The 25,914-nt window shown below is 65.3% G+C and carries 27 protein-coding genes; 13 read left to right on the top strand and 14 right to left on the bottom strand.

Annotated elements, in window-relative coordinates; translation table 11 throughout:
* Window positions 1–115 precede the first annotated feature (115 nt).
* The 5 genes from ftsE to ACZ1JX_RS13515 are packed head-to-tail and all read left to right on the top strand — an operon-like array spanning window position 116 to window position 4,329.
* Window positions 116–865: a cell division ATP-binding protein FtsE gene (ftsE, locus tag ACZ1JX_RS13495; RefSeq protein ID WP_465124037.1), complete on the top strand. Its 750-nt coding sequence runs from the start codon at window positions 116–118 to the stop codon at window positions 863–865.
* On the top strand, window positions 862–1,797 hold the full coding sequence (locus ACZ1JX_RS13500) for a cell division protein FtsX (protein ID WP_465124038.1): 936 nt from the start codon (window positions 862–864) through the stop codon (window positions 1,795–1,797). The genes ftsE and ACZ1JX_RS13500 overlap by 4 nt, the downstream gene beginning before the upstream one ends.
* Entirely contained in the window at window positions 1,794–2,354 is a 561-nt protein-coding gene (locus ACZ1JX_RS13505; RefSeq protein WP_465124039.1) for a YdcF family protein, read from the top strand. Before ACZ1JX_RS13500 ends, ACZ1JX_RS13505 begins: the two co-directional genes overlap by 4 nt.
* Before the next feature lie 2 nt (window positions 2,355–2,356).
* Window positions 2,357–3,049, top strand: a complete 693-nt coding sequence (locus ACZ1JX_RS13510) for a lysophospholipid acyltransferase family protein (protein WP_465124040.1) — start codon at window positions 2,357–2,359, stop codon at window positions 3,047–3,049.
* The gene (locus ACZ1JX_RS13515; protein WP_465124041.1) at window positions 3,046–4,329 is read left to right on the top strand and encodes an NRAMP family divalent metal transporter; all 1,284 of its coding nucleotides are present in this window, start codon (window positions 3,046–3,048) and stop codon (window positions 4,327–4,329) included. Before ACZ1JX_RS13510 ends, ACZ1JX_RS13515 begins: the two co-directional genes overlap by 4 nt.
* Here ACZ1JX_RS13515 and ACZ1JX_RS13520 read toward each other — a convergent pair.
* Window positions 4,312–5,253, bottom strand: a complete 942-nt coding sequence (locus ACZ1JX_RS13520; RefSeq protein ID WP_465124042.1) for a prephenate/arogenate dehydrogenase family protein — start codon at window positions 5,251–5,253, stop codon at window positions 4,312–4,314. The two genes, ACZ1JX_RS13515 and ACZ1JX_RS13520, sit on opposite strands and share 18 nt — an antisense overlap.
* Window positions 5,250–6,365 carry a pyridoxal phosphate-dependent aminotransferase gene (locus ACZ1JX_RS13525; RefSeq protein WP_465124043.1) on the bottom strand — a complete coding sequence of 372 codons (1,116 nt, stop codon included), beginning with the start codon at window positions 6,363–6,365 and terminating at the stop codon, window positions 5,250–5,252. Before ACZ1JX_RS13525 ends, ACZ1JX_RS13520 begins: the two co-directional genes overlap by 4 nt.
* A 428-nt stretch (window positions 6,366–6,793) precedes the next feature.
* On the opposite strand from ACZ1JX_RS13525, the gene ACZ1JX_RS13530 reads away from it, so the two are divergent.
* From ACZ1JX_RS13530 to ACZ1JX_RS13550, 5 genes are all read left to right on the top strand, one after another.
* Complete coding sequence (locus tag ACZ1JX_RS13530; protein ID WP_465124045.1) at window positions 6,794–7,072, top strand: type II toxin-antitoxin system RelE/ParE family toxin; 279 nt, start codon at window positions 6,794–6,796, stop codon at window positions 7,070–7,072.
* A 4-nt stretch (window positions 7,073–7,076) separates the two neighbouring features.
* Complete coding sequence (locus tag ACZ1JX_RS13535; protein ID WP_082013466.1) at window positions 7,077–7,367, top strand: HigA family addiction module antitoxin; 291 nt, start codon at window positions 7,077–7,079, stop codon at window positions 7,365–7,367.
* A 367-nt stretch (window positions 7,368–7,734) separates the two neighbouring features.
* Window positions 7,735–8,526 (top strand): exodeoxyribonuclease III, encoded by a 792-nt coding sequence (locus ACZ1JX_RS13540; RefSeq protein ID WP_465124046.1) that lies wholly within the window; start codon window positions 7,735–7,737, stop codon window positions 8,524–8,526.
* Window positions 8,523–9,587, top strand: a complete 1,065-nt coding sequence (gene ribA, locus ACZ1JX_RS13545; RefSeq protein ID WP_465124047.1) for a GTP cyclohydrolase II — start codon at window positions 8,523–8,525, stop codon at window positions 9,585–9,587. Before ACZ1JX_RS13540 ends, ribA begins: the two co-directional genes overlap by 4 nt.
* A gap of 52 nt (window positions 9,588–9,639) precedes the next feature.
* Window positions 9,640–10,518 (top strand): AraC family transcriptional regulator, encoded by an 879-nt coding sequence (locus ACZ1JX_RS13550; RefSeq protein ID WP_465124048.1) that lies wholly within the window; start codon window positions 9,640–9,642, stop codon window positions 10,516–10,518.
* Between the two features lie 4 nt (window positions 10,519–10,522).
* Here the strand turns inward: ACZ1JX_RS13550 and ACZ1JX_RS13555 are convergent, their stop codons facing one another.
* The 5 genes from ACZ1JX_RS13555 to ACZ1JX_RS13575 form a co-directional block, all read right to left on the bottom strand.
* Window positions 10,523–10,825, bottom strand: coding sequence for a hypothetical protein (locus ACZ1JX_RS13555; RefSeq protein ID WP_465124049.1), 303 nt, complete (start codon window positions 10,823–10,825; stop codon window positions 10,523–10,525).
* Between the two features lie 458 nt (window positions 10,826–11,283).
* Window positions 11,284–12,279, bottom strand: coding sequence for a right-handed parallel beta-helix repeat-containing protein (locus ACZ1JX_RS13560; protein ID WP_465124050.1), 996 nt, complete (start codon window positions 12,277–12,279; stop codon window positions 11,284–11,286).
* A 98-nt stretch (window positions 12,280–12,377) separates the two neighbouring features.
* The gene (locus ACZ1JX_RS13565) at window positions 12,378–12,680 is read right to left on the bottom strand and encodes a hypothetical protein (protein WP_465124051.1); all 303 of its coding nucleotides are present in this window, start codon (window positions 12,678–12,680) and stop codon (window positions 12,378–12,380) included.
* Complete coding sequence (locus tag ACZ1JX_RS13570; protein WP_465124052.1) at window positions 12,673–12,891, bottom strand: type II toxin-antitoxin system antitoxin; 219 nt, start codon at window positions 12,889–12,891, stop codon at window positions 12,673–12,675. Before ACZ1JX_RS13570 ends, ACZ1JX_RS13565 begins: the two co-directional genes overlap by 8 nt.
* A gap of 10 nt (window positions 12,892–12,901) precedes the next feature.
* Window positions 12,902–13,810: an SPFH domain-containing protein gene (locus ACZ1JX_RS13575; protein ID WP_465124053.1), complete on the bottom strand. Its 909-nt coding sequence runs from the start codon at window positions 13,808–13,810 to the stop codon at window positions 12,902–12,904.
* Window positions 13,811–14,176: 366 nt separating this feature from the next.
* Here ACZ1JX_RS13575 and ACZ1JX_RS13580 point away from each other — a divergent pair, with 366 nt between their 5' ends.
* Both ACZ1JX_RS13580 and ACZ1JX_RS13585 read left to right on the top strand, forming a co-directional pair.
* Complete coding sequence (locus tag ACZ1JX_RS13580; RefSeq protein ID WP_465124054.1) at window positions 14,177–14,350, top strand: DUF465 domain-containing protein; 174 nt, start codon at window positions 14,177–14,179, stop codon at window positions 14,348–14,350.
* Window positions 14,351–14,411: 61 nt separating this feature from the next.
* On the top strand, window positions 14,412–15,398 hold the full coding sequence (locus ACZ1JX_RS13585; protein WP_465124055.1) for a TerC family protein: 987 nt from the start codon (window positions 14,412–14,414) through the stop codon (window positions 15,396–15,398).
* Between the two features lie 137 nt (window positions 15,399–15,535).
* Here ACZ1JX_RS13585 and recQ read toward each other — a convergent pair whose 3' ends face one another.
* Genes recQ through ACZ1JX_RS13600 form a run of 3 tightly spaced genes read right to left on the bottom strand, consistent with a single transcriptional unit; the run spans window position 15,536 to window position 19,076 of the window.
* Entirely contained in the window at window positions 15,536–17,335 is a 1,800-nt protein-coding gene (gene recQ, locus ACZ1JX_RS13590) for a DNA helicase RecQ (RefSeq protein ID WP_465124056.1), read from the bottom strand.
* Window positions 17,336–17,362: 27 nt separating this feature from the next.
* Entirely contained in the window at window positions 17,363–17,833 is a 471-nt protein-coding gene (locus ACZ1JX_RS13595; RefSeq protein ID WP_465124057.1) for a nuclear transport factor 2 family protein, read from the bottom strand.
* 58 nt (window positions 17,834–17,891) lie between these two features.
* Window positions 17,892–19,076: a cation:proton antiporter gene (locus tag ACZ1JX_RS13600; protein WP_465126417.1), complete on the bottom strand. Its 1,185-nt coding sequence runs from the start codon at window positions 19,074–19,076 to the stop codon at window positions 17,892–17,894.
* Between the two features lie 312 nt (window positions 19,077–19,388).
* On the opposite strand from ACZ1JX_RS13600, the gene ACZ1JX_RS13605 reads away from it, so the two are divergent.
* The gene (locus tag ACZ1JX_RS13605) at window positions 19,389–19,661 is read left to right on the top strand and encodes a hypothetical protein (RefSeq protein ID WP_465124058.1); all 273 of its coding nucleotides are present in this window, start codon (window positions 19,389–19,391) and stop codon (window positions 19,659–19,661) included.
* A gap of 408 nt (window positions 19,662–20,069) precedes the next feature.
* Here the strand turns inward: ACZ1JX_RS13605 and metH are convergent, their stop codons facing one another.
* The 4 genes from metH to ACZ1JX_RS13625 all read right to left on the bottom strand — a co-directional run bounded on the left by metH (window position 20,070) and on the right by ACZ1JX_RS13625 (window position 25,854).
* The gene (metH, locus tag ACZ1JX_RS13610) at window positions 20,070–22,718 is read right to left on the bottom strand and encodes a methionine synthase (RefSeq protein WP_465124059.1); all 2,649 of its coding nucleotides are present in this window, start codon (window positions 22,716–22,718) and stop codon (window positions 20,070–20,072) included.
* Between the two features lie 132 nt (window positions 22,719–22,850).
* Window positions 22,851–23,912 (bottom strand): homocysteine S-methyltransferase family protein, encoded by a 1,062-nt coding sequence (locus tag ACZ1JX_RS13615; RefSeq protein WP_465124060.1) that lies wholly within the window; start codon window positions 23,910–23,912, stop codon window positions 22,851–22,853.
* Window positions 23,909–24,850, bottom strand: coding sequence for a methylenetetrahydrofolate reductase [NAD(P)H] (gene metF / locus ACZ1JX_RS13620; protein ID WP_465124061.1), 942 nt, complete (start codon window positions 24,848–24,850; stop codon window positions 23,909–23,911). Before metF ends, ACZ1JX_RS13615 begins: the two co-directional genes overlap by 4 nt.
* Entirely contained in the window at window positions 24,847–25,854 is a 1,008-nt protein-coding gene (locus tag ACZ1JX_RS13625; RefSeq protein WP_465124062.1) for an ArsR/SmtB family transcription factor, read from the bottom strand. The genes metF and ACZ1JX_RS13625 overlap by 4 nt, the downstream gene beginning before the upstream one ends.
* Between the last annotated feature and the right edge of the window lie 60 nt (window positions 25,855–25,914).

Raw genomic sequence — 25,914 nt, forward strand, 5'->3', positions numbered from 1 at the left:
ACAATAGCCACACCCGAGACAAAACGCGTCCACGGCCTTTTTTCCACATGGATTGCCGCGTATAGCCCTTCGGGCGTAACGACGGCGCAGAACAAACGGGTACAGTCTCCACCTCATGAGCCAGCCAGACGACGCGGAGATTGTCCATTTCGACAACGTCGGCCTGCGCTATGGCACGGGCAAGGAAGTGCTGACCGACGTCAGCTTCACGTTGTATTCCGGGCGTTTCTACTTCCTCACCGGCGCATCGGGCGCAGGCAAGACGAGCATGCTCAAGCTGCTCTACCTCGCCCAGCGCCCCTCGCGCGGGCTGATCCGCATGTTCGGCACCGACGCGATAACCCTGCCGCGCGAACGCCTCCCCGGCTTCCGCCGCCGCCTCGGTGTAGTGTTCCAAGACTTCCGTCTCGTCCCCCACCTCTCCGCGTTTGACAACGTGGCGCTTCCCTTGCGCGTGGCCGGCGTGCCCGAACGGGACATCATCAAGCCCGTGACCGACATGCTCGAATGGGTGGGCCTCGGCGATCGCAGCAATGCCCGGCCAGCCACGCTTTCGGGCGGCGAACAGCAGCGCGTCGCCATCGCCCGCGCGGTGATCGGCCGCCCCGACATGCTCGTGGCCGACGAGCCGACCGGCAACGTCGATCCCGAAATGGCGGTCAAGCTGCTGCGCCTGTTCGAGGCGCTGAACCGGCTCGGCACCACCGTCGTCGTCGCCACGCACGATGTGCACCTGATCCAGAAGGTGCCGGAATCGCTGATCATGCGGCTCGACAAGGGCCGCCTGTCCGACCCCACCGGAGCCCTGCGCTATCCGCCGCGCCGCATGGCCGCCCCGCCCCGCCCGGACGTGCTCGGCGCATGAGCGTGCTGCCTGCCATCACCAGCGCCCTTGGCGGCGACTGGCGTGAGCGGACCAGCGCCGAAAGCCGCCTGCTGCCCCAGGGCAAGCTTTCCGGCCCGATGCCTTGGGTCATCGCGATCATGATCGGGCTGACCGTCGTCGCCACGGCCAGCGGCCTTGCCCTGCGCAACACCGCGCGCGCAGCCCGCGCAGACGTGGCCGGCGGCGTCACCGTCCAGATCGTCCACGGCGCCCCGCGTGAGCGTGACCGCCAAGCCGCCGCCGCGTTGGCTGCGCTGAAGTACGTCCCCGGCGTCGCCGAAGCTCGCCTCGTGCCCCAGAAGGAACTGGACGCACTGGTCGAACCATGGCTCGGCACAACCGCCGGTGACGACGTCAACGCGCTCCCCGTTCCCGCCCTGATCGACGTACGCCTTACCGGCAGCGCCGACGCCAACCGGCTCGGCGCCTTGCGCCAAGCCCTGCGCAGCAAGGCCCCCGCCGCCCGGATCGATGCGCAGGCCAGTTGGCTCGCCCCTGTGTTCGAAGCAGTCCACGCCCTCCAATGGCTCGCAGGCGGCCTCATCGCCCTGCTCGCTTTCGCCACCATCGCCACCGTGCTGCTCGCCTCGCGCAATGCACTGGGCAACCATCGCAGCACGATCGAGATCGTCCACATGCTCGGCGGGACCGACGCGCAGATCGCGCGGATCTTCCAGCGCTCGATGGCGGTCGATGCGGCGGCGGGCGGCATCGGCGGGCTGCTGCTCGGCGTCGTCGTCACCAGCCTGCTCGGGCGCCAGTTCGCCGCGCTCGGCTCGGGGATGATGGCCGCAGGGGGCCTCGCGTGGAGCGACTGGCTGGCGATCTGCTGCATCCCGGTCGGCGGCGTCCTGCTTGCTGTGCTGACCGCACGGCTCACTGTGCTTAGCGCGCTGAGGCGGATGCTATGACCAAGCGAGGCATCTTCCGCCGCCTGTTCTCGCTGCTCGTCATCGCATGGGCGCTGGGCTTCATCTGGTTCGCGGTATTCCTGCCCCGCCCGGTGGTGGAACCGGTACGCACCGATGGCGTCGTGGCCCTCACCGGCGGTGGCGGCCGCATCCCCCACGCGCTTGGCGTGATCGAGAAGGGCCGCGCGCGCCGCCTGCTCGTCTCGGGCGTCGATCGCGAAGTCCGCCCGCGTGAATTCGCCGTGGAATACAAGGTGCCCGAACGCCTGATGACCTGTTGTGTCGTGCTCGGCTATGACGCAGTCGATACCCGCAGCAACGCAGTCGAGACCACGCGCTGGGTCAAGGAGAACAAGCTGCGCTCCGTCCGTCTGGTGACGACAGACTGGCACATGCGCCGCGCCGCCTTCGATCTTGCCGCAGAAGCGCCCACCAACCTGATCATCGTCGAGGACGCGGTGCCTTCCCGGCCCAGCTTCCGCATCCTGTTCATCGAATACAACAAGCTCGTCGCCCGGGTGATCGCCTGGAGCGTAGCGGGTCTGATCGGCTGGTAATCTTGCGCAATCTGCTTTCCATTCCCCGCAGCCTTGCCTTCTACATCGCGTTCTATGGCGGGTCGGTGCCCTACGTGCTCGCGGCGCTGGTGTTCATGCACCGGCAGCAGGGTGCATTCCGCGCCATCGTGCGCGGCTGGAGCGCGTGGCACCGCGCCTGCTGCCGTGCCCTGCTCGGCATCCGCGTGGAACTGCAAGACCCGGTGTTCAAGCCCGGCGTGCTCTATGCCGTCCGCCATGAATCCTTTTTCGAGGCGATAGACCTGCCGCGCCTGTTCCGCGTCCCCGTCGTCTTCGCCAAGGCCGAACTGCTGCGCATCCCCGGCTGGGGCAAGGCGGGCGAAAGCTTCGGCCTGATCGGAGTCGAGCGTGAGGCGGGGGCCAAGGCCCTGCGCAAGATGCTCAGCGAAGCCCGCCGCCGCATTGCCGAGAACCGACCGCTGATCATCTTCCCCGAAGGCACGCGCGTGCCCCACGGCCAGCGCCGCGATCTGCAGGCAGGCTTTGCCGGGATCTACAAGCTGCTCGGCCTGCCGGTCATTCCCGTCGCGGTTGACAGCGGCCCGCTCTATCACCGCAAATGGAAGCGCTCGGGCACCATCCGCTATCGCTTCGCCGAGGAAATCCCGCCCGGCCTGCCCCGCGAAGAAATCGAAGCCCGCGTCGAAGCGGCCATAAACGCGCTCAACGCATGACCGATCCGGTCGCGGGCACCCCCGTGCAGGGTGAGGAAGAAAAGCGCTCGCTGATGGAAGTGCTCGGCCCCGGCCTCGTCACCGGCGCGGCGGACGACGATCCCTCCGGCATCGGCACGTACAGCCAGGTCGGCGCGCAATTTGGCTATTCGCTGGCGTGGTCGATGATCCTCGCCCTGCCGCTGCTCGTCTCGATCCAGGCGATCTGCGCCCGCATCGGCGCGACGACCGGGCGCGGCATCGCCCACAACTTGCGCCGCCACTATCACCCCGCACTCCTGCGCACGATGGTCCTGCTGCTGCTGATCGCCAACGTGATCAATCTGGGCGCAGACCTCGGCGCGATGGGCGCGGTGCTCGCCCTGCTGATCCCCGGCCCGGAACACCTGTTCGTCCTCCTGTTCGGCGTGGCAAGTGTGCTCGCCGAAGTCTTCGTCTCCTACGAGCGCTACGCCCGCATCCTCAAGTGGACCACGCTCTCGCTGTTCTCCTACATCGCGGTAGTGCTCGTCGCCGATGTCGATTGGAGCGCCGCGCTGCATGGTCTGACCGTGCCCAGCTTCAAGCTTGACCGCGATCACACCATGGCGCTCGTCGCGATCTTCGGCACCACGATCAGCCCCTACCTGTTCTTCTGGCAGGCGGGGCAGGAAGTGGAAGAGCGCCACCGCCGCCACACCAAGCCGCTGTGCATCACCCCGCGCGAAGCTGGCCCGGAACTGCGCCGCATCCGCAACGACACGCTCACCGGCATGGGCTTCTCCAACGTCACAGCCCTATCTATCGTCATGGCAACGGCAGCCACGCTCCACGCCAATGGCCTGACCGGCGTGCAGTCGGCCGAGCAGGCCGCATCCGCCCTGCGCCCCATCGCCGGAGAGTTCGCCTTCGCCCTTTTCGCGCTCGGCATCATCGGCACTGGACTGCTGGCCGTGCCTGTCCTCGCAGGCTCTGCCGCCTATGCGGTGAGCGAAACATTCCGCTGGACCGAAGGTCTCGACCGCCGCCCGCGCGAAGCCAAGGCCTTCTACGGCGCCATCGCCCTCGCCACGCTCGGCGGAGTCGCGCTCAATTTCATCCACATCGATGCGATGCACGCGCTCTACTGGGCTGCCGTGGTCAACGGGTTGCTTGCGCCGCCGCTGATGGTCGTGACGATGATGATCGCGCGCAACCCGCGCATCATGGGCCGCCTCGTCATCCCCCGCCGCCTCGCCATCGGCGGTTGGCTCTCCACCGTCGTGATGTGGGCCGTCGCGCTGCTATTCCTGTTCGGCTGACTTTGCACCGTTGTGATCGCTGCGTCCGAAGTCGGGCCGCGCATCGTCCTGACCCATCTCGATGATGCCGCGGCGGATCGCGCGGGTGCGGGTGAAGTGGTCGAACAGCACGTCGCCATCGCCCTTGCGGATCGCCTTCTGCAGCTCGGTCAGGTCTTCGGTGAAGCGCTGGAGCATTTCCAGCACCGCGTCCTTGTTGGAAAGGAACACATCGCGCCACATCGTCGGGTCCGAGGCGGCGATGCGGGTGAAGTCACGGAAGCCGCCGGCCGAATACTTGATCACCTCGCTCTGCGTCACCTGCTCGAGGTCCGATGCAGTGCCGACGATGGTATAGGCGATCAGGTGCGGCAGGTGACTGGTGACGGCCAGCACCTTGTCATGGTGGGCCGCATCCATCGTCTCGACCCGCGCGCCCAGCGCTTCCCAGAACGCCACGAGCCGCGCGGTCATCGCCGCGTCGGCATCGGCAGGCGGCGTGACGATGCACCAGCGGTTGCGGAACAGCGAAGCAAAGCCCGCGTCCGGCCCGCTGCGCTCGGTCCCCGCCACGGGGTGTGCGGGAATGATGTGATGCCCCGGCAGCGCCTCGGCCAGCGCCGCCGCCACCGTCTCCTTGGACGAGCCGACATCGCTGACCAGCGCGTCCTTGGAAAGCCCCGGTGCAATCGCACGCGCTGCCGCGCCCATCGCCCCCACCGGCACGCAGAACACGACAAGGTCCGAACCTTCAGCCGCCAGCGCCGCCTCATCGGCAATCCGGTGCGCCAGCCCCAGCGCCCGCGCCTGCTCGCGCACATCGGGGTCGGCATCATAACCGACCACGGTCACCCCCGGCAGATAAGCCTGCACCGCATGCCCGATCGACCCGCCGAGCAGCCCGAGCCCGACGATCGTGACCTGCGTGAACGCAGCCTCGCTCACTTCGCAGCCTCACACATCGCGCGGATGGCAGCGGCGATCTCGTCCATCTGCTCAGCCGTGCCGATGGTAATGCGCAAGCCCTGCGGCAGGCCCTGCCCTGGCAGCCAGCGCGTGATGTAGCCGTGGTCCATCAGGCCAAGGTACACATCTTCCGCGGTGACCTTGCCCTCGAACAGGATCAGCACGAAGTTCGCCTTGCTCGGCAAGGGCCGCACGCCATGGTTGCCCAGCGCTTCCAGCTTCTCGACGAACCGCGCGCGCTGTTCGGTGTTGTGGCGGCGCGATGCTTCGACGAAGGCCTGGTCCTGCACTGCCGCCAGCCCCGTCGCCTGCCCGCTCAGCGAAACGTTGAACGGCCCGCGAATGCGGTTGAGCATGTCGACAATCGCCGGGTGCCCCGTGCCCCAGCCGATCCGCTCACCGGCAAGACCGTAGATCTTCGAGAAGGTCCGCGTCACCAGCACGTTCTGCGCAGTCGCCGCCAGTTCCAGCGCGCCGTCATCATCCTCGGGATCGAGGTATTCGGCATATGCACCATCCAGCACCAGCAGCACGTCAGGCCTCAGCCCCGCTTGCAGGCGCAGCACTTCCTCGCGCGGCAGCCAGCTTCCGGTCGGGTTGTTCGGATTGGCGAGAAACACCACCCGTGTCCGCTCGGTCACGCAGGCCAGCAACGCGTCGACATCGGTGCCGTAATCAGCATCTGGCGCCACCACCGGCACCGCCCCGCACCGCCGCGCAGCGATGTCATAGACCGAGAACCCGTAGCGCACGTAGAGCACCTCGTCCCCCGGCCCGGCATAGGCCTGCGCCGCAAGGTTGAGCAGCTCGTCCGAGCCCGTCCCCATCACGATCCGCGCCGGATCGATGCCGTGGACCGCGCCAATCCCTGCACGCAATTCCTTGCTGTCAGGGTCCGGATAGACCGCCGGATGCCCCGCAGCCCCGCGTGCCGCCAGAGCCGCCGCGCTGCAGCCAAGCGGGTTCTCGTTGGCGGAAAGCTTGGTCAGCTTCTGTCCGTCCTTGCCGGTCGACTTGCCGGGGACATAGGCGTGAATGCCGAGGATCCAGTCCTTTGGCCGAGGAGCAGGGGATTGCGGTGCGTTTGGCATCCGCGCCCCTTAGTGTTTGCGCAGGCTCCCGGCAAGCGATGGCGCCACCCTCGCCTTACCCCCACGCCCGCGCATCAAGAGAGCAAATGCCCCCCCCAGCTCAGGGACGACAACCTGCTGGCAAGCAAATCTGCCCATCGTCCCCAGCACTCACCTCGCCTGCGAACCGTTCGTCTCTTGCGACAAGCCGCGACAAACCTGCATGCACCGTTCATCGGGGGGCAAGCGAACCGGTCCTAAAACGGTCGTCGACGAGGCGGTCGAGGCGGGTTTCCCCCCTGTTGCCCGGTCTCCTGGAGACCTCCTCGCCAAGCGTGACGAACGCGAATGGAACCCTCGGACCAATGCCCCCGGTCCGAGGGTTTTGTTTTGTTCGCTTTGGAGGCATCCGGCCTTGTATCGCGCAACGATACACGATACATAACGCCATGATTATCGGATTCCGGCACAAAGGGCTTGAAGCCTTTTACAACACCGGCACGACGCGGGGCATTCAGGCTTCCCACGTGAAGAAGATCCGCAACATTCTCGGCCTGCTTGAGGTTGCCGCAACGCGGGAGGATATGAATTTGCCGTCCTTCAAGCTGCACCCGCTGAAGGGCGATCTGAAAGGTCACTGGTCGGTCTGGGTTAATGGCAACTGGCGGATCACCTTCCGCTTTGTCGGGACCGACGCCGAACTCGTCGATTATCAGGATTACCATTGAGGTCATGACGATGATGCACAACCCTCCCCATCCCGGCGAACTGCTTCGTGATGAAGTCATCGAAGCGCTGAATCTTTCCGTCACCGAAGCCGCCAGCCGCCTTGCGATGTCGCGCGTGGCGCTCTCGCGCGTACTCAATGGCAAGGCCGGGATCAGCCCTGATCTTGCCCTGCGGCTGGAGCAGGCAGGCGCGAGCACGGCGCGCGCGTGGCTGGCGATGCAGGCGAACTATGACTTGTGGCGGGCGCGACAGCATGAACAACCTATTGTGCGCCGGTTGCAGGAAGCTGCATGACGTTGCAATAACGCAAAGATCGCGTCAAAGTTCACGTATGATTTTTCGCAGACCAATAGTTCCTTCTCGAATACCAGAGCTGGCACTGTTTGGTGTTGCTGCGTCGGGCGTTCTCTTCGTCGCCGCATTTTCTGTTTGGGCAGCATCAAGGGAGTTAGTCGCTTGGCACGAGGTTCCAGCTCTGACAGTTTTGATGGGGCTGGGATCATTGCCCATGGTGGCTATGGGGCTGTGGCTTAGGCGCCAGCGATTGAAAAAGACGGCTGAACTGCAAGATTATGAGTGCATTCTCGCAGCCGCACATGATCCGCGCTAGCCCCAACATCCCATCTAGCAATCGCCCCCCCGCAACCCTAAAGCCAAGCGCATGATCTCGGTTGCCACATGGAACATCAATTCGGTCCGCTTGCGCGCCGATCAGGTCGAACGCTTTCTCACGCAGGAGGCGCCCGATGTGTTGTGCCTGCAGGAGATCAAGACGCCGGAAAACCTGTTCCCGCACGAGGTGTTCGAGAAGCTCGGCTACACCCACCGCGCGGTGCATGGGCAGAAGGGCTACCACGGCGTCGCCACGGTCAGCCGCATCCCCTTCCGCGATTTCAGCAAGCATGACTGGCAGGACAATGGCGAGGCGCGGCACATTGGCGTCGAACTGCTTGGGGTGGGCAACGGCCTGATCATCGAGAACGTCTATATCCCGGCAGGCGGCGACGTGGCCGACCGCGAGGTGAACCCCAAGTTCGGCCAGAAGCTCGATTTCCTCGAGCGCATGACCCGCTGGGCCGAGAAGATCGAGCGTCCGACCCTGATCACCGGCGATTTCAACATCGCCCCGCTGGAATGCGACGTTTACGACCACAAGGCGCTGCTCAAGGTCGTCAGCCACACGCCCATCGAGGTCGAGACGCTGCAGCGCTTTGCCGATGCGCATGGCTGGGTCGATCTTGGCCGCAAGCACATCCCCGCGCCGGAACGCAACTATTCGTGGTGGTCCTACCGCTCCTACTGGCGCGCCAAGGATCAGGGGCGCAGGCTTGACCATATGTGGGCCTCGCCCGAAGCCGCCGCGCAGACGCGCGCGCACCGCTTCGTCGAGGAAACGCGCAAGTGGGAGCAGCCTTCGGACCACATCCCGCTGATCACCGAGCTGGATTTGTGAGCGAAAGCAGAAACGTAGCCAAAGCGCTCGACGCGCTGCGCCACGGCTGGGCGATCCGCGTGACCGGCGAGCAGGGCGCGCTAGACCTGCTGCCCGCCGAAACCGCCTTTGCCCAGCCCGGCATCTACGCCGCGCGCCTGCTCATTTCCGCCGCCCGCGCCGCCACGCTGAAACTTGCCAATCAGCGCGACGCCGCCGTTCCGGAAGCGCCGGTGATGATCCACGGGGCAGAGCCGTTCAACCTTTCGGCGGCCCGCAATCTGGCCGACCCGGCGCAGGATCTGGGCTCGCCCTTGCGCGGGCCGTTCAAGGCCGACCCCATTGAAGCGCACGATGCGGCCGTCGCTGCAATGGAACTGGCGCGGCTTGCCGGAATCCTGCCCGCCTTCCTGATCTCGACCGGTATCGAGAATGCCGCCGAGGTTTCGACCGAAGATCTCGCGGCGTTCAAGGATCCGCTCAACCTCACCATCCAGGCCCGCGCCCGCCTCCCCGTCCATGCCTGCGAACACGCTGAAATCGTTGCCTTCCGCTCGCGCGACGACTTGCGCGAGCATGTTGCGCTGATCATCGGCACGCAGACCAGCGAGCGCGAACCGGTGGTGCGGCTGCACAGCGAATGCCTGACCGGAGACATCCTCGGCAGCCTCAAATGCGATTGCGGCCCGCAGCTCGATGCAGCGCTGGCCCGCATGGCCGAGGAAGCCAATGCGGGCGGCTGGGGCGTGCTGCTCTACCTGCGGCAGGAAGGGCGCGGCATCGGCTTGATCAACAAGCTGCGCGCCTATGAACTGCAGGACCAGGGATTCGACACGGTCGACGCCAACGAGCGTCTTGGCCTGCCGAGCGAAGCGCGCGATTTCCCGGTCGCCGCGCGCATGCTCGACCTGCTCGGCGTCCGCTCGCTTCGCCTGCTGACCAACAATCCGCAGAAAGTGGCGACATTGCAGGCACTTGGGATGGAGGTGACGGAGCGTGTGGCGCACCAGCTCCCCGCCAACCCCCATAACCAGCGCTATCTCGACACCAAGCGGGACCGGACCGGCCACCTGTTACGATAAGCGCATTCCCGGTCGGGCAATGCCGCGAACCATGGGGCAATGACCAGGCACCATGAGCAACCAGCACCTCACCCGTTACCTCGCCCGGATGCGCCGCGTTCTCGATCATATCGACGCCGAGGGGCAGGAGCCGGTTGGCATAGAAGCTCTGGCGGCCGTCGCCGCGTTTTCGCCGTTCCATTTCCAGCGCCAGTTCTCCTCGCTGCTGGGCATGAGCGTCGGTGAATACCAGCGGCAGGCGCGGTTGCGGCGAGCCGCGATGCGGCTTGCACATCGTCCGCAGGACAGCGTGACCGCGATCGCGCTCGATGCTGGCTACGGCAGCAACGAGGCATTTGCCCGAGCCTTCCGCAGCCTCCTCGGCCAATCCCCAAGTGCCTTCAGGGCCAGACCTGACTGGCAGGCGCTGGACGTGCTCGTGGACCGTCTCAACCGTCTCAGGAGTCGACACATGCCCGAACAGTTTCAGCCTTCCGACGTGGAAATCGTGGACTTCCCGCAAACCCGGTTACTCACCCTCGAACACCGTGGAGTGCCTGCCCTGCTCGGCGCTACGATCCAGCGCTTCATCGCCTTTCGCCGCGCGCATCACCTGCACCCTGACAGCTCTGCCACGTTCAACCTGTTCCCGGTCGATCCCGTCACCACGCCCGCCGAGGGGTTCCACATGTTGCTTGGTGTAGCCACGCCGCGGCAGATCGAGGCAGAGGGCTTCGGAAGCTGGACGATCCCTGCGATGCGTGCCGCGCGGATCGTCCAGACGGGAAGCCCGGATAACCTCGGTCCGGGGTTCGATTTCCTTTACGGCCAATGGCTTCCGGCGAGCGGTGAGGAAATGCTCGACCATCCACCGTTCGTGCGGCGCGTCAGCTTCTACCCTGATGTGCCGCTCCATGAAGCGGTGACGGAACTCTACCTGCCGCTCGCCTGATCCGTCAGACCGCGCGCCACACGATCAGCAGCACCGCCGCAGCCACTATCACTGCAAAAGCAAGGGCATAGCCCACGTCCTTGAGCGTGAACCTGTCGACGTGTTCCGAGCGAAAACGGCGGTAGCCGCGCTCGGCGGCGGGGTTGCTGGCGACGAGAGCGACGTCGAGTGCGCTGGCTTCCGAGCGGAACCAGTTTACCAGAAGCTGGCGCTCTTCGGGGTTGACATCCGGGTAGGCGGAGAGGAGCGCCTCGACGTGGGCGCGGCGGGCGTCGACTGCCGAGGCAATCGTGGAAGTGTTTGACATTGCTGCATTCCTGACATGCGTTTGGACTGCGCCAGATGGCGCGGACGGCAGGTCAGGAAATCGGGGGTGCTCTTGGGGCTGGCTGCCACAGGAGCGGCGGTTGCGCAGGGGGCGCGGTTTGCGGGGGCCAAATATGGTCCGCACCGACGAGTTCGAGCGGTGCGGGTTCGGCGAGCGCGATGACCGGTGGCGGCGGTGCCATCGGCACGACAGCACGTTGAATTTGCACGCGATTCGCAGGGGCAACGGCCATCTCCGCCGTCGCCGCGCTGAACGCAGAACCATGCCGCACGGTCACCGGGGACTCGAACGGGGCAACTGCGTGGGTCAAGACAGTCAGGGCGAGGAGGATTGCCCACAGCCGTCCACCCAGCTTAAGGAGGGCCGAACTCTGCATCTCCAACTCACCCTAGACTCTCGGAGGCAGAGGGGCAACTCTACCCCAACTCCTCACAACTCTAGCGGGACTCGAAGCGGCTGAGACCCGACCCGAGAGCGTTCGCACCGAGCGCCAGCCTGTCGCCCGACCAATCCGCGACGAAGGCCGACGAGCGGCTGATCCCCGGCGCAAACCGCGCGTCGTTTCCAACAATCGCCAGCCCCGTCGAAGGATGCGTCTTGCCCTCTGCCGCGATGGCGATGAAGGCGCTGTAGTTTTCCTTGTCGGGGCCTTGGACGAAGACGTTGTCGGCAATGCGGCCGGTGGCTCCGGCGGGCAGGTCGATCATGTAGTTCGTTGTTTTTCCAGCCGCATCGTCAAAGCTGGACTGGGTGACCTCGACCCGCCCGGCGCGGCTCTTCACATAGTGCCCGCCGCGCCCGGCTTCGAAGCGGCTGCGGCGGATGGTGACGGAGCCGTAATCGCCGAAGTAGACGGAGTGTGCGCAGGACAGGCCCCGGCCGCACCGGCCAAGGCGAGAAAATGTCGATTTTTCAATGAGAACCGCGCCCGTCGGATCGTCGGCGGAGAGGATACCCTGCTCGCTGTCACGAAACCATGACTGGCGCACGGTGAGGTTGCCATGCTCCAGCCGGATGCCCGAACCATTGGCATCGGGCACGCGAATGTTCTGGAAAATCAATCCCTCGACCGTGGTGGAGCGCCCCCGTGCGACGATGGCGGCCTTGCCCTCGCAGGCCGCGCCGTCGAACACCGTCTGCCCGGGCACTTGCGCGACGAATCCGACATCGCCGGCCTGCTGCACTGCGCAATCGCGATAGACGCCGGGTTCGATGCGGATGGTGCCGGTACCTTCACCGATGGCGTTCACCGCCTGCTGCAGCGCCTGATAGCTGCGCCCGGTCTCGACCACCGTGTAGGGCGAGCGTTGGCCCTGGGCGAGCAGCGCGGTGACGGGAATCGTGGCAACCACCGCGATCCCGAGGAGGAGGACGGCAAGGCGCTGGCCACGGTGGCGGCGCTCTCTGGAGGCGAACGGGTTCATCATGCGCATATCGGTTCCCCGGCGTTTTCACGGACCGGGGTAGCGCGGAATGATTGACAGGCCCTTGCGTTCCCATTGGAACGTGGGGCCTGTCCCAAGTTACAGGCTCAGTCCTTGCTGCCCCAGCGCCACTTCCAGCCGCCGCGCGTGCGCTTGGCCGAGACCGAGAAGACGACGGCAGTGGCGACGATGAACAGGGCGAAGCCGAGCGTGCGCAGGCGCCCGTCGCCGCTGTCGTCGAGCCACTTGATCAGCGGCAGCAGCGCGACATAGCCGATTATCAGCGCCCAGCCCTGCCAGCGGATCGGCAGGCCGGAACCCAGGCCGAATCGCTTCGGCGCAAACCATGCGCCGTCGTCTGCAGGTGTCTCGGGCTTTGGCGGCCGGGTAGTGTAGCGGGCATCAACCATCGCTGTTCTCCGTTTCGATCTTCGGCGGCCGTCCGCGCTTTACCGGCTCGGCAGCGGCGAGCTTTACGCCACGCCGTGCCAGCGCCTCGCGCAGCAGGACTTCGATCTGGGCGTTGGCGGAGCGCAAGTCGGCCGAGGCCGTGCGCTCGATCGCGGCGAAGAGCGCCGGATCGATGCGCAGGGGGAAAGCTTTCTTGGGGCTCGGCGCCATGACGTGGGACTTACTGGTAGAGCGTGCCGGCGTTGACCACCGGCTGGGCATCACGCTCACCACACAGGACGACCATGAGGTTGGAGACCATGGCGGCGCGGCGCTCGTCATCAAGTTCGACCACGTTCTTTTCCGAAAGCTGGTTCAGTGCCATCTCGACCATTGAAACCGCGCCTTCGACCAGCTTCTTGCGCGCCGAAATGACAGCTTCGGCCTGCTGGCGGCGCAGCATGGCACCGGCGATTTCAGGCGCGTAAGCAAGGTGGGTAAGGCCGCATTCGTCGACGGTGATGCCGGCGAGGACCAGCCGCGCGTTGAGTTCGGTGCGCAGTTCGTCGTTGATCTGATCGTGATGGCTGCGCAGCGTGACTTCGTGGTGCTCGATATCGTCATAAGGGTAGCGCGAGCCGATCGAGCGCACCGCGCTTTCGATCTGGACGAAGACGAAGGCCTTGTAGTCATCGACGTCGAACAGGGCCTGCGCGGTATCGGCCACGCGCCATACCACGTTGCAGGCGATCTCGATCGGATTGCCGCGCAGATCGTTGACCTTGAGCTTTTCCGACACGACGTTGTTGGCGCGGACCGAAATCTTGGTCTTGGTCATCCACGGCCAGACCCAGCGCAGCCCGTGGTTGCGATCCGTGCCGCGATAGGAGCCGAACAGGTTGATCGCGGCGGCCTGATTGGGCTGGATCATGTAGAAGCCCGAGGCGATGAACACGATGGCAATCGGCAGCGCGGCGATGGTGGCAATGAAGCCGGGCACTTCGGCCTCTGACGGGTTGCCGCTGGCAAAGCCGATAACGCGCATGGCGGTGAGGCCGACAAGCACGATCATGAGAATAAGCATGAAATAGCCGCTGATCGACCATGCCCCGGTTTCGGTGCTGGCGGAGTGCGTTTTCGACTCGGACATCGTCCATTCCCCTTAAATCTGATATCACTTTAATATCAAATCTGGTTGCAGTTGCAAGGGGTTTTGGATTCGGGCGAGAGTGCTGTGGCTCTTGCCCACACCCGCCCCCTCCCGCAGGCTGGGGGTGGGCTGGTTTACACAACCCCCTTGCATTCCGGACCGAATCACTCCACATTATCCAAGCGGACCGGGCCCCTCTGGCGCGGCGTTCTGGCCAATGGTGGCAGTTCGCTTCGTGATGTCGGACCGCATCGGGTAATGCCGATGCCAAGCGGGTCCGGGTCTCTTTCCCCTCCTTCCGGACTTAAGGCCTGCGGGCATCGGCATTCCCGATCGTTGCAACTGCTTCGACAAGGGAGCTTTCAAATGTCCGACCGTTATTTCCGCCTCATGGAACGCCACCAGAAGCTGGACGAGGCGCTGCGCATTGCGCGCGATCCGCTTGATGTCCTGCGCCTGCGCAGCCTAAAGAGCACGGTGAAGGCGCGGCTTGCCGCGCTGTTCCTGCGGCGTCCGGAAGCCGCTCTGGCAACAGTCTGAAATAGAGGAACGCCCGCTGCGCCTTGCGCATTGGAGGCGCGGCGGGACTGGAGTTTGATTGATGGAATTCCTGTTTTCAGACTGGCTGGGCACGCCTGCGTGGTTCTGGCTCGCGTTCCTTGGCCTCGTCGTGGTGCTGACCGCGTTTGACCTTGGCGTCCTCCACAAGGAGGACAAGGCCATGGGCATCCGCGAATCGCTGAAGCTGACCGCCTTTTACATCACCATCGCGCTGCTGTTCGGCGTCTGGGTCTGGGCCGAGAAGGGCGCGGATCTGGGGATGAAGTACTATACCGGGTTTTTCATCGAAAAGGCGCTGTCGATCGACAACGTCTTCGTGATCAGCCTGATCTTCACCTTCTTCGCGATTCCCGCCAAGTACCAGTACCGCGCCCTGCTCTGGGGCATCGTTGCGGTGATCTTCCTGCGCGGCGGGATGATCGCAGGCGGCGCGGCGCTGGTCGAGCGGGCCTACTGGGTGCTCTATATCTTCGCTGCGTTCCTGGTGTTCACCGGCGTGAAGATGTTCTTCACGAGCGACCACGATCCCGACATCGGCAACAACCCCGCCGTGCGCTGGATCAGCCGCCACATGCGCGTCACCAAGGACCTGCACGACCAGCACTTCTTCGTGAAGGTGCCGGACGAGAAGACCGGCAAGATGGTCAACGCCGCTACCCCGCTGTTTCTTGCGCTGGTGGTGATCAATCTGGCCGACCTTGTGTTCGCGGTGGATTCGGTGCCGGCGATCTTTGCGATCACGACCGATACCTTCGTGGTCTATACCTCTAACATCATGGCGATCCTGGGCCTTCGCGCGCTCTACTTTGCGCTGGCCGCGATGATCGACCGCTTTGCCTACCTCAAGTACGCGCTGGCGGCGGTGCTGGTGTTCATCGGGTCAAAGATCTTCGTCTCGGATTTCCTGCTGGGCGGCGAGAAGTTTCCGCCGGTCCTGAGCCTTGGCGTGACCTTGGCGCTGATTGCGGGCGGGGTGGCGTTCTCGCTGTGGAAGACGCGGGGGCAGGAGGTGAAGGTCGCGTGCTGACCGCTTGCCCACCCCGCTGCGACTAGGTTCGCTTCGCTCTCCAAGTCTCGCGGCCCTCCCGCCTGCGGGAGGGCAGGACTCGCTCTTTCTTCTCCCCTCCCGCAAGCGGGAGGGGTCGGGGGTGGGCTAATCCTACCTCACCACTGGCGGATCACTTCAAGGAACCTGTCCCCGTAAGCATCGAGCTTGCGGGAGCCGACACCGCCGATCTGGCCGAGTTCGGTGAGGCTGGCTGGGCGCGAGGCGGCCATTTCGCGCAGGACGGAATCGTGGAAGATGACGTAGGGCGGGACGCCGGCTTCGCGCGCGAGATCGCGGCGCAGGGTGCGCAGGGCGTCGAACACCGGATCGCCGACGGGGTTGAGTGCAGCCCCTGCCCCGCCCTTGCGTCGGCTGGAGCGGCCTTCCTTTTTCGGCACCAGCACGAGCGGGACTTCCGCCTCGCCCTTGAGGATCGCACGGGCATCACCGCCAAGGGCCAGGCCGCCGTGCTCGGTCGCGACCAGCGCCCCCCTTGCCTGCAACGCGCGGGCGAGCGGGCGCAGGAGCGGGGCTTCGTCTGCGGTGACGATGCCGAAGACCGAAAGCTGATCATGGCCGCGCTGCATCACGCGCTCGTCAGCGATGCCGGTCAGCACTTTCTCGACATAGCCGAAGCCGAACGACTGGCCGGTGCGGTAAACCGCCGAGAGCAGCTTGCGTGCGACCTCTGTGACATTGGTGACGCGCGGGGCTTCGAGGCAGTTGTCGCAATTGCCGCATGACGGCGGCGGGTTCTCGCCGAAGTGGCGCAGCAGCAGCGCGCGGCGGCAGTGTGGGGTTTCGACCAGGGAGGCCAGCGCGTCGATGCGGGTGCGCTCGCCCGCGCGGCGATGTTCCTCGACTTCGGCAAGGCGCTGGCGGGCGCGCATGAAGTCTTCGGCGCCCCAGAGCATGACCGCGACCGAAGGATCGCCGTCGCGCCCGGCGCGGCCGGTTTCCTGATAGTAGCTCTCGATCGATTTGGGGCAGGCGGCATGGGCGACGAAGCGGACGTCGGGCTTGTCGATGCCCATGCCGAACGCGACGGTGGCGACCATGACCATGTCTTCCGAGGCGACGAAGGCCGACTGGTTGGCGGCGCGCACCTGTGGATCGAGCCCGGCGTGATAGGGCAGGACCGGGCGGCCGCTCGCGCCCAGTTGCTGGCTGAGCTTTTCCACCTGCGCGCGAGTGGGGGCATAGACGATGCCGGGGCCGGGGTTTTCCGCGATCACGGTCATCAACTGGCGCAGAGGATTGTCGCGCGGGACGATGGCGTAGCGGATGTTTGGCCGGTCGAACCCCGCAACGATCAGGCCTTCTTCGGGAATGCCGAGCTGGGTAAGGATGTCGGCGCGGGTGTGGCGGTCGGCCGTGGCGGTCAGCGCTAGGCGGGGGACATCGGGGAAGGCGTCCATCAGCGGGCGCAGCAGGCGGTAGTCGGGGCGGAAATCGTGGCCCCATTCGGAAACGCAGTGCGCCTCGTCGATGGCGAACATGGCGACGCGGCCCTGGCTCAGCATCTCGAGGAAATGCGCCTGGCTGGCGCGTTCGGGGGCGACGTAGAGCAGGTCAAGGTCGCCGGACAGGAAGCGGTCGATGGTCTGGCCGCGATCCATGTCGACACTGGTCAATGTCGCAGCGCGGATACCGTTGGCGGTGGCGCTGCGCAGCTGGTCGTGCATCAGCGCGATCAGGGGCGAGACGACGACGCATGTGCCCGGCAGCATGACGGCGGGCAGCTGATAGGTCAGCGACTTGCCCGCGCCGGTGGGCATGACCGCGAGGGTGGAGCGGCCTTCGAGAACGCGCGCCACCACGTCCTGCTGCACGCCGCGAAAGGCGTTGAAGCCGAACACGGCGTGGAGACGGTCGAGGATCTCGGATTCCGGGAATGCGGTCTGGGTAAGGCTCACCGGCCCGCTATGGCAGATCGGGCGCGGTCATTCCACGCCGGATGCGCCGACAATGACATGAAGCCGGCTGATGCGGCTCGTCACGATCTTCCAGCAGTCGGCCTCCTTGCGGTAGGTTTCGTGGTAGTGGCCCATGCCGTGGAGGAAGGGCTTGCCTTCGGCGTCCCAGATCTGGTCCTCCATCGCGATCACGCCGCGCGCTTCGGATTCAGAGAGCAGTTCGATTTCGTGGCAGTGGCCGTGGTGGACGGTGCGCAAGGCGTCGACGGCGGCTTCGACAAAGGCGGCGATCTGGTCGCCGCCCGAATGGGTCCAGTTCTGCGCGTCCTCGGCCGGTTCGATGGAGAGCGAGCAGGAGGCATCAAACACGGCATCGTCGGCAAAGACCTGGCGCAGGCCGGCGTAGTCCTTGGTGTCCATGCAGCGGAAGTAACGGGCTTTGAGCTGCTTGATCTCCTCGATGGCGATCAGGCGGGCGATGGGGTCGATTGCAGACATGCAGGGCCTCTCAGGTGTTTTACTGCAGGAGAGGCGAGTTCGACTGCCCGCGCCACTCTTACTTGTGCGAGAGCGCCTTCAGCTTGGGCGTTACCATCGGCACGGTCAGCATCGTGCTCATCACCGCCATGAGCAGAAGTGCGGTGAAGGTTTCGTTGGTGACGATGCCTTTGTCGAGCAGGACGTTGACGAAGATGATCATGATCAGCGCCTTGGTCTGAAGCATCCAGCCGATGATCGAAGCCTCGCCCCTGGCCCAGCCGAGCAGGCGCCCGGCAATGCGCACGCCTGCAAGCTTGCCCGCCACCGAGGCGACGAGGAACAGGAAGGCTGCGCCGAATACGGCGAGACCGCCGACGTCCCACTTGGTGCGCAGGCCCGTCGAGAGGAAGAACACCGGCATCACGGCGAGCAGGAGGAACTGGCGGAAGCCGTCCAGCCGCTCGCGCGTGAACCAGTGCGCATCGAGCACGGCGCCCGCAAGGAACGCACCGACCATGAAGTGAAGGCCGCACCAGTCCGCCGCGAAGCCGACAATGGCGAGCCAGATCAGCGAGACGTACCAACGGTCATTCTCCTCCAGACGGCGGAACAGGGCGCGGACGGCCCACGAAGCGACGGCGAAGCCGATGAGGAAAATGCCCTGCCGCTCCACCCGGTGCCAGTCGACGAGGATCAGCGCGAGGACGCCCCAGATGGCGATGTCATCGAGGCTGGCATAGCGCAGCAGGCGCTGGCCCAGAGGTTCGCGGAAGATGCCGAGCTTTTCCATGAGCAGCACGAGGATCGGCAGCGCGGTGACCGCGCAGGCCATGCCGATGCCGAGAACCGCCTGCGGGTAGGAGCCATTCGGTCCGATCCAGCCCGGCGTGCGCAGAAGCAGGGCAGCGGCGAGCGCGCCGGTCAGCAGCGGGGTGAGCAAGGCTCCGGCCGCGGTGATCGCGGTTTCGCGACGGTTCGCCCAGGCGTCGGTGATGTCGAGTTCAAGACCCGCCACGAACACGAACATCATCACCGCCCACCACGCGATGCCATTCAACGAGCCGATGACCTGCGGGTTGAACACAAAGGCGTAGTATTCGGGGAAGGCCGCGCCGAGCACGCCGGGGCCGAGCAGGATGCCGCCGATGATCTGCACCACCACCAGCGGGGCCCAGTAATCGGTGCGGAGCAGCCGCCATGCCAGATAGGGCACGGCGAGGATGATCGTCAGCGCGATCAGGAAAATCTCGGTCGTGCCCATGGCGGGCGCTGCTGGCGTCATTGGAATATCCCCCGAAGTGCCGTCGTCTATGCAAGTGTGCGACGGCTTGCCCAATCGATCCGAAAGGCCATATCCCTGTTCAGGGAGACGGCCAATGCCCTTTGGCCGTTGCAAGGCCTTGTTGCAGATGGGGAATTCGAATTCATGGTCCGCCTGCGCGGAAAGAGTGGGTTACCGCTTAACCATCACGCGGCTCAGGCAAGATGCGCGGCGCGCGGTTAAGCGCGGATTCGGACGCGGCTGACAGCTTTTCCTGATGGCGGGAGGGTCCGCCGGGACAGGAGATCTGCGATGGGCTTCGAGATGCGCGACAGCTTCGTCCGCCGCGAGGAATGCAAGGCGGCGTGGGTAAGCGAAGTGGAATTCGCCGAGATGGCGCGGGTGCTCAAGGCCCTGGCGGCGGAGCTCGGGCAGGATACCGATGTGGCATTGGGCGAACTGGCCGCGCATGGACTGGGCGCAGCGCTGGGCGCGCTGGCCGGGCCGGCCGAGGTTTCGGGCGTGGAGGCCGATTACCTCAGGCGGCGGGCGCAGTCGCGGGTGGAGGCGAGCAGGCTGCAGTGACACCACGTCACCCAGGCGAAGGCCGGGCCCATTACCTCTGATCGGCTGCCGACCTCGTGCATGTGAACCGGCGGTAGTGCTGCGCTGGGAGGTTATGGGTCCCGGCCTTCGCCGGGACGACGGAGTTTGGATGATGAAACATGGCGTGCCCCCTTCCCGCAGGCGGACGGGGTGATGCAGGGAGGTCGATTTGTTCAGGTTGCGGGTGATGTCGCGGGCGGAGGCGAGCAGACTGCAGTGACGCCAAGTCGCCATACAACGTCACCCCGGCGCAGGCCGGGGTCCATTACCTCTGATCGGCTGCCAACGTCGCGCTAGTGAACAGGCGGTTGTGCTGGACTGAGTGGTTATGGGTCCCGGCCTTCGCCGGGATGACGGATGATTGGTGGGGGGCTTGGTAGTGTGTCCTCAATCCAGATTGGGCCGCAGCCAGCGTTCCATGACCGGCAGCTCGAAGCCGCGCCTTGTCGCATAGTCTTCGAGCTGGTCCCGTCCGATCGTCGCCACGCCAAAGTACTGGCTTTCGGGGTGGGCGAAGTAGAAGCCCGAGACGGCCGATGTGGGCAGCATGGCCTGCGATTCGGTGAGCGTGATGCCGGCGGTGTTGGTGGCATCGAGAAGGTCGAACAGGATCGGCTTGAGCGTATGGTCCGGGCAGGCCGGATAGCCGGGTGCGGGGCGGATGCCGCGGTACTGTTCGCGGATCAGCGCCTCGTTGGTTAGCTGTTCGCCCGGAGCATAGGCCCAGAGCGTGGTGCGGACGTACTGGTGCAGGCGCTCGGCAATGGCTTCGGCAAAGCGATCTGCCAGAGCCTTTAGCAGGATGTCAGAATAGTCGTCGTTGTCCGCCTGGAAGCGCGCGAGGTGCTGGTCGATTCCGTGGATGCCGACAGCGAAGCCGCCGATCCAGTCGCCCGCCGGATCGATGAAGTCGGCAAGGCAGAAGTTGGCGCGCCCCCGGCTCTTGATGAACTGCTGCCGCAGGAACGGCAGGCGCACCGACAGCTCGTCATCGTTCGGGTGCAGGATCACGTCATCGCCATGACGCGCACAGGGCCAGAACTGGGCGACGCCCTTGGCCGTCAGCCACTTCTCCGAAATGATCTTGTCCAGCATCGCGCTGGCATCGGCGTAGAGACTACGCGCGGATTCACCGATGATCTCGTCTTCGAGAATGCCGGGCCATGTCCCTGCCAGCTCCCATGAACGGAAGAACGGCGTCCAGTCGAAGCACTCGACCAGATCGGCCAGATCCCAGTCCTCGAACACGTGGCGTCCGGGCTGCTCGGGTGGCGGGGCCTTTTCCGACATGTCCGGCTCGTAGGCATTGAGGCGCGCATCCTCGAGGCTGAGCAGCTTGGACGCGCCCTTGCCCGCACGAGCGTCGCGCACATGCTGGTAGTCTGCTGCCGTCGCCTTGATGAACGGATCGGCCTGTGTGTCGGACAGGAGTTGCGAGGCAACGCCGACCGCGCGGCTGGCGTCGAGCACGTGGACGACCGGTCCGTCGTAGGCCGGATCGATGCGCAGCGCGGTGTGGACCTTGCTGGTGGTGGCGCCGCCGATCAGCAGCGGAATGCTCATGCCTGCGCGCTGCATTTCCTCGGCAACGGTGACCATCTCGTCCAGCGAGGGCGTGATCAGGCCGGACAGGCCGATCATGTCGACCTGTTCTTTCTGCGCCACGTCGAGGATCGTAGCCCAGGGAACCATCACACCAAGGTCGAGCACCTCATAGCCGTTGCACTGCAGGACCACGCCGACGATGTTCTTGCCGATATCGTGAACGTCGCCCTTGACCGTGGCCATGATGATCCGGCCCTTGGCCTTGGCGCCTTCTTCCTTTTCCGCCTCGATATAGGGGATCAAGTGGGCGACGGCCTTCTTCATCACGCGGGCGGACTTGACCACCTGCGGCAGGAACATCTTGCCCGAACCGAACAGGTCGCCGACCGTGTTCATGCCTTCCATCAGCGGGCCTTCGATCACCTCGATCGGACGGCCCCCGCGCGCGGCAATGGCGGCGCGGGCTTCTTCGGTATCCTCGACGACATAGGCGTCGATGCCCTTGACCAGCGCGTGTTCGAGACGGCGCACAACGTCCCAGCCGCGCCATTCCTCGGCGGCCTTTTCGGCGACGGTATCCTTGCCCTTGTAGCTCTCGGCCAGCTCGATCAGGCGCTCGGTCGCGGTCTTGCCGTCATCGGCGGCAGGCTTGCGGTTGAGCACCACGTCCTCGCAGGCCTCGCGAAGGACCGGGTCGATCTGGTCGTAGATGTCCAGCTGCCCAGCGTTGACGATGGCCATGTCCATGCCGGCGGGAATAGCGTGGTAGAGGAACACCGAGTGCATCGCACGGCGCACGATCTCGTTGCCGCGGAACGAGAACGAGAGGTTGGACAGGCCGCCCGAGATGTGGACGTGCGGGCAGCGCGCCCGGATCTCGCGCGTGGCCTCGATGAAATCGAGCCCGTAGTTGTCATGCTCCTCGATGCCGGTAGCAACGGCAAAGACGTTGGGATCGAAGATGATGTCTTCGGGCGGGAAGCCGATGCCGGTGAGCAGCTTGTAGGCGCGCTCGCAGATTTCGACCTTGCGCTCCTTGGTGTCGGCCTGGCCCTTCTCGTCGAAGGCCATGACGACGACGGCGGCGCCGTAGTCCATGCATTTGCGGGCGTGGGTCAGGAAGGCGTCCTCGCCCTCCTTCATGCTGATCGAATTGACGATCGGCTTGCCCGAGACGCACTTGAGGCCCGCTTCGATCACCTCCCACTTCGAGCTGTCGATCATCACCGGCACGCGGGCGATATCGGGCTCGGCGGCAATCAGCTTGAGGAACGTGGTCATCGCCTCGACCGCATCGAGCAGGCCCTCGTCCATGTTGACGTCGATCACCTGCGCGCCGTTCTCGACCTGCTGGCGCGCGACTTCGACGGCCTTGGCGTAGTCGCCTGCAAGGATCAGCTTCTTGAACGCGGCAGAGCCGGTGACGTTGGTGCGTTCGCCGACGTTGACGAAGCGGGAGCCGGAGGGGGCAGAGGCAGTCGAGGTGTTCATTTTCTACTCCCCCCTCCCGCCGCGAGAATCTTGGGCCGGGAGGGGTCGGGGGTGGGTTCTGTTCTTCTTCGAGGTGAGCGTTGTGGCGCTGCCCACCCCTAACCCCTCCCGCTTGCGGGCGGGGGACTTGGTTCAGGCAGCCATGATGAACGGCTCGAGCCCGGCCAGCCGCGTCGCGACTTCCGGCACGGCCATCTTGCGCGGGGGCAGCGCCTTCACCGCCTGCGCCATCGCGGCAATGTGTGCAGGCGTGGAGCCGCAGCAGCCGCCGAGCACGTTGACCTGACCGTGATCGGCCCATTCCTTGACGAGGCCTGCAGTGGTCTGCGGCATCTCGTCATATTCGCCCAGTTCGTTGGGCAGGCCGGCGTTGGGATAGACCATGATCAGCGTGTCGGCGATCTCGGACAGCGCCTTGACGTGCGGGCGCAGCTGGGTCGCGCCGAACGAGCAGTTGAGGCCCACGGTCAGCGGCTTGGCATGGCGGATCGCGTACCAGAACGCTTCGACCGTGTGGCCCGAGAGGTTGCGACCGGAAAGATCGGTCAGCGTCATCGACATCATGATCGGGATCTCGCGACCGAGTTGCTTCTCGACCTGACGCACCGACATGACGCCAGCCTTGGCATTGAGCGTGTCGAATACGGTTTCGATCAGGATGAAATCCGCGCCGCCTTCGACAAGGGCATGGACCTGTTCGGCATAGACATCGACGAGGTGGTCCCAGTCGATCTCACGGAAGCCGGGGTCGTTGACGTCGGGGCTGAGCGACAGGGTCTTGTTGGTCGGGCCGATCGCGCCTGCGACGAAGCGGGGGCGGCCATCTTTCGCGGTGAATTCGTCAGCCACGCGGCGGGCGAGCTTGGCGCTTTCGACGTTGATTTCGCGCACGAGGTGTTCGGCGGCGTAATCGGCCTGGCTGATGCGGTTGGCGCTGAAGGTGTTGGTTTCGGCGATGTCAGCCCCGGCCTCGAAATAGGCGCGGTGGATCGATTCGGGGACTTCCGGCTTGGTCAGCGCGAGGATGTCGTTGTTGCCCTTCTGGTCCTTCGCGAGGCCCAACCTTCCGGCGTAGTCGGCCTCGGACAGCTTAAAGTTCTGGATCTCGGTGCCGAACGCGCCATCGGTGATGAGGATGCGCTGGCTCGCCTGTTCAAGGAAGGCGGTGCGGGCGGCAGAGGGAGTAAGGGTCACGCGGCTTTCTCCAGCGCCGTGGCCTTGGGGCGAAGGCCAAGCAGGTGGCAGATCGCGTAGGACAGTTCGGCGCGGTTGAGGGTGTAGAAGTGGAAATCGCGCACGCCGCCCGCGTAGAGGCGGCGACAGAACTCGGCGGCGATGGTGGCGGCGACGAGCTGGCGCGAGGCAGGGTGGGTATCGAGGCCTTCGAACAGGCCGTCCATCCACGCCGGGATCGCAGCACCGCAGGCCGCGGCGAACTTGCGCGTCTGGGCAACGTTGGAGACGGGCAGGATGCCGGGCAGGACCGGCGCGTCGATGCCAGCAGCGGCCAGCTTGTCGCGGAAGCGGAAGAAGGTTTCGGGTTCGAAGAAGAACTGGCTGATGGCGCGGGTGGCCCCGGCATCGAGCTTGCGCTTGAGGTTGTCGATGTCGGCCTGTTGGCTCGGCGAATCCGGGTGGCTTTCGGGGTAGGCTGCGACCGAGATTTCGAACGGCGCGATCTGCTTCAGGCCCGCGACCAATTCGGCCGCATTGGCGTAGCCATCGGGGTGGGGGGTGAAGGGCACGCCCGGAGCGCCCATGTCACCGCGCAGGGCGACGATGTGGCGCACGCCTGCTTCCCAGTAGCTTTCGGCCACTTCGCGGATTTCAGCCTTGGTGGCATCGACGCAGGTCAGGTGCGCGGCGGCAGGAAGCTTGGCCTCCTTGATGATCCGCGCGACGGTGCCATGGGTGCGATCGCGGGTGGAGCCCCCTGCGCCGTAGGTCACCGAAACGAACTTCGGCTGGAGCGGGCCCAGCGTTTCGACGACGTCCCAAAGCTGCGCCATCAGCGCGTCGGTCTTGGGCGGGAAGAATTCGAACGACACGTTGATGTCGCCCGGAAGCCCGGCGAAGAGCGGGGTGTCGAGCGCGGTGCGGGCTTCGCGTAACTGATCGTAGCTGGCGTTCATTGGGCTTTCCGGCTTTGCCGTGGTTCGAGTTGCGCCACGCTGTCTTCCCGGCGGACGCCGGTCCACAGCTTGACGACGAGTTCGTGGCCCGCGAGCGCGCGGGTTTCGTTGGGGCTGAAGCCTGCATCGCGCAGCATCGCCTCGATCTGGGCGTCGGAGAAGCCGAGGCGGGCGTGGGCGTGGCTCTGGCGCAAGTCTTCGCGATCATGCGCGGCGAAATCGACGATGGCGATGCGGCCACCGGGTGCGGTGACGCGGGCGGCGCCTGCCAGCACGGCCTCGGGTGCCTGGGCATAGTGCAGGACCTGGTGGAACAGCACCGTGTCGAACGAGCGCGCGGCAAAGGGAATCTGCGCGAAATCGCCCTGCACCAGCTCAACACTGTCGGCGCGCAAGTGCTGGAGCCGGGCGCGGGCAATGCGCAGCATGTCGGGGCTCTTGTCGAAGGCAACGACGCGCGCGGCGTGGGGGGCGAGCAGTTCGGCTATGCGCCCGGTGCCGGTGCCGACATCGAGCATCCGGCCAAGCCCTGCGTCGCCAGCAAGGCCCAGCAGCATCTCGGTGAGCGCCGCCTCGACCGGACCATCCTCGATATGGAGCGAGCGCAACTCGTCCCATTCCTCGGCGTGGCGGGAGAACCATTCGAGCGCGTGCGATTCGCGCGAGGAGCGGATCGCGTCGAGATGCTGGCGGTCCTCGGCACAGCGGCGGCCGAAGGCGGTGTCTTCCTGTTCGGCAACGGCCAGCAGCCGTGCAATCGCTGCGGCAAGCGCATTGTCCGAACCTTCCGAAACCGAACTGCGAAGGAAGACCCACGCGCCTTCCTTGCGCCGCTCTGCGAGACCGGAATCGCACAGGATCTTGATGTGGCGCGATACACGCGGCTGGCTTTGCCCCAGCACTTGCGCAACTTCGCCCACCGCCAGCTCCATGCTGGCGAGGAGGCGCAGGATGCGCAGGCGCGTCGGGTCGTCAAGCGCGCGAATGGCGTCGTGAATGGCCATGCGGAAAGGCATATAAAGAAACCTTTATACGTGTCAACGGATATAAGGAAGTCGTTATAT

It is taken from the genome of Novosphingobium sp. BL-A-41-Hi4A-0G (assembly GCF_055521735.1).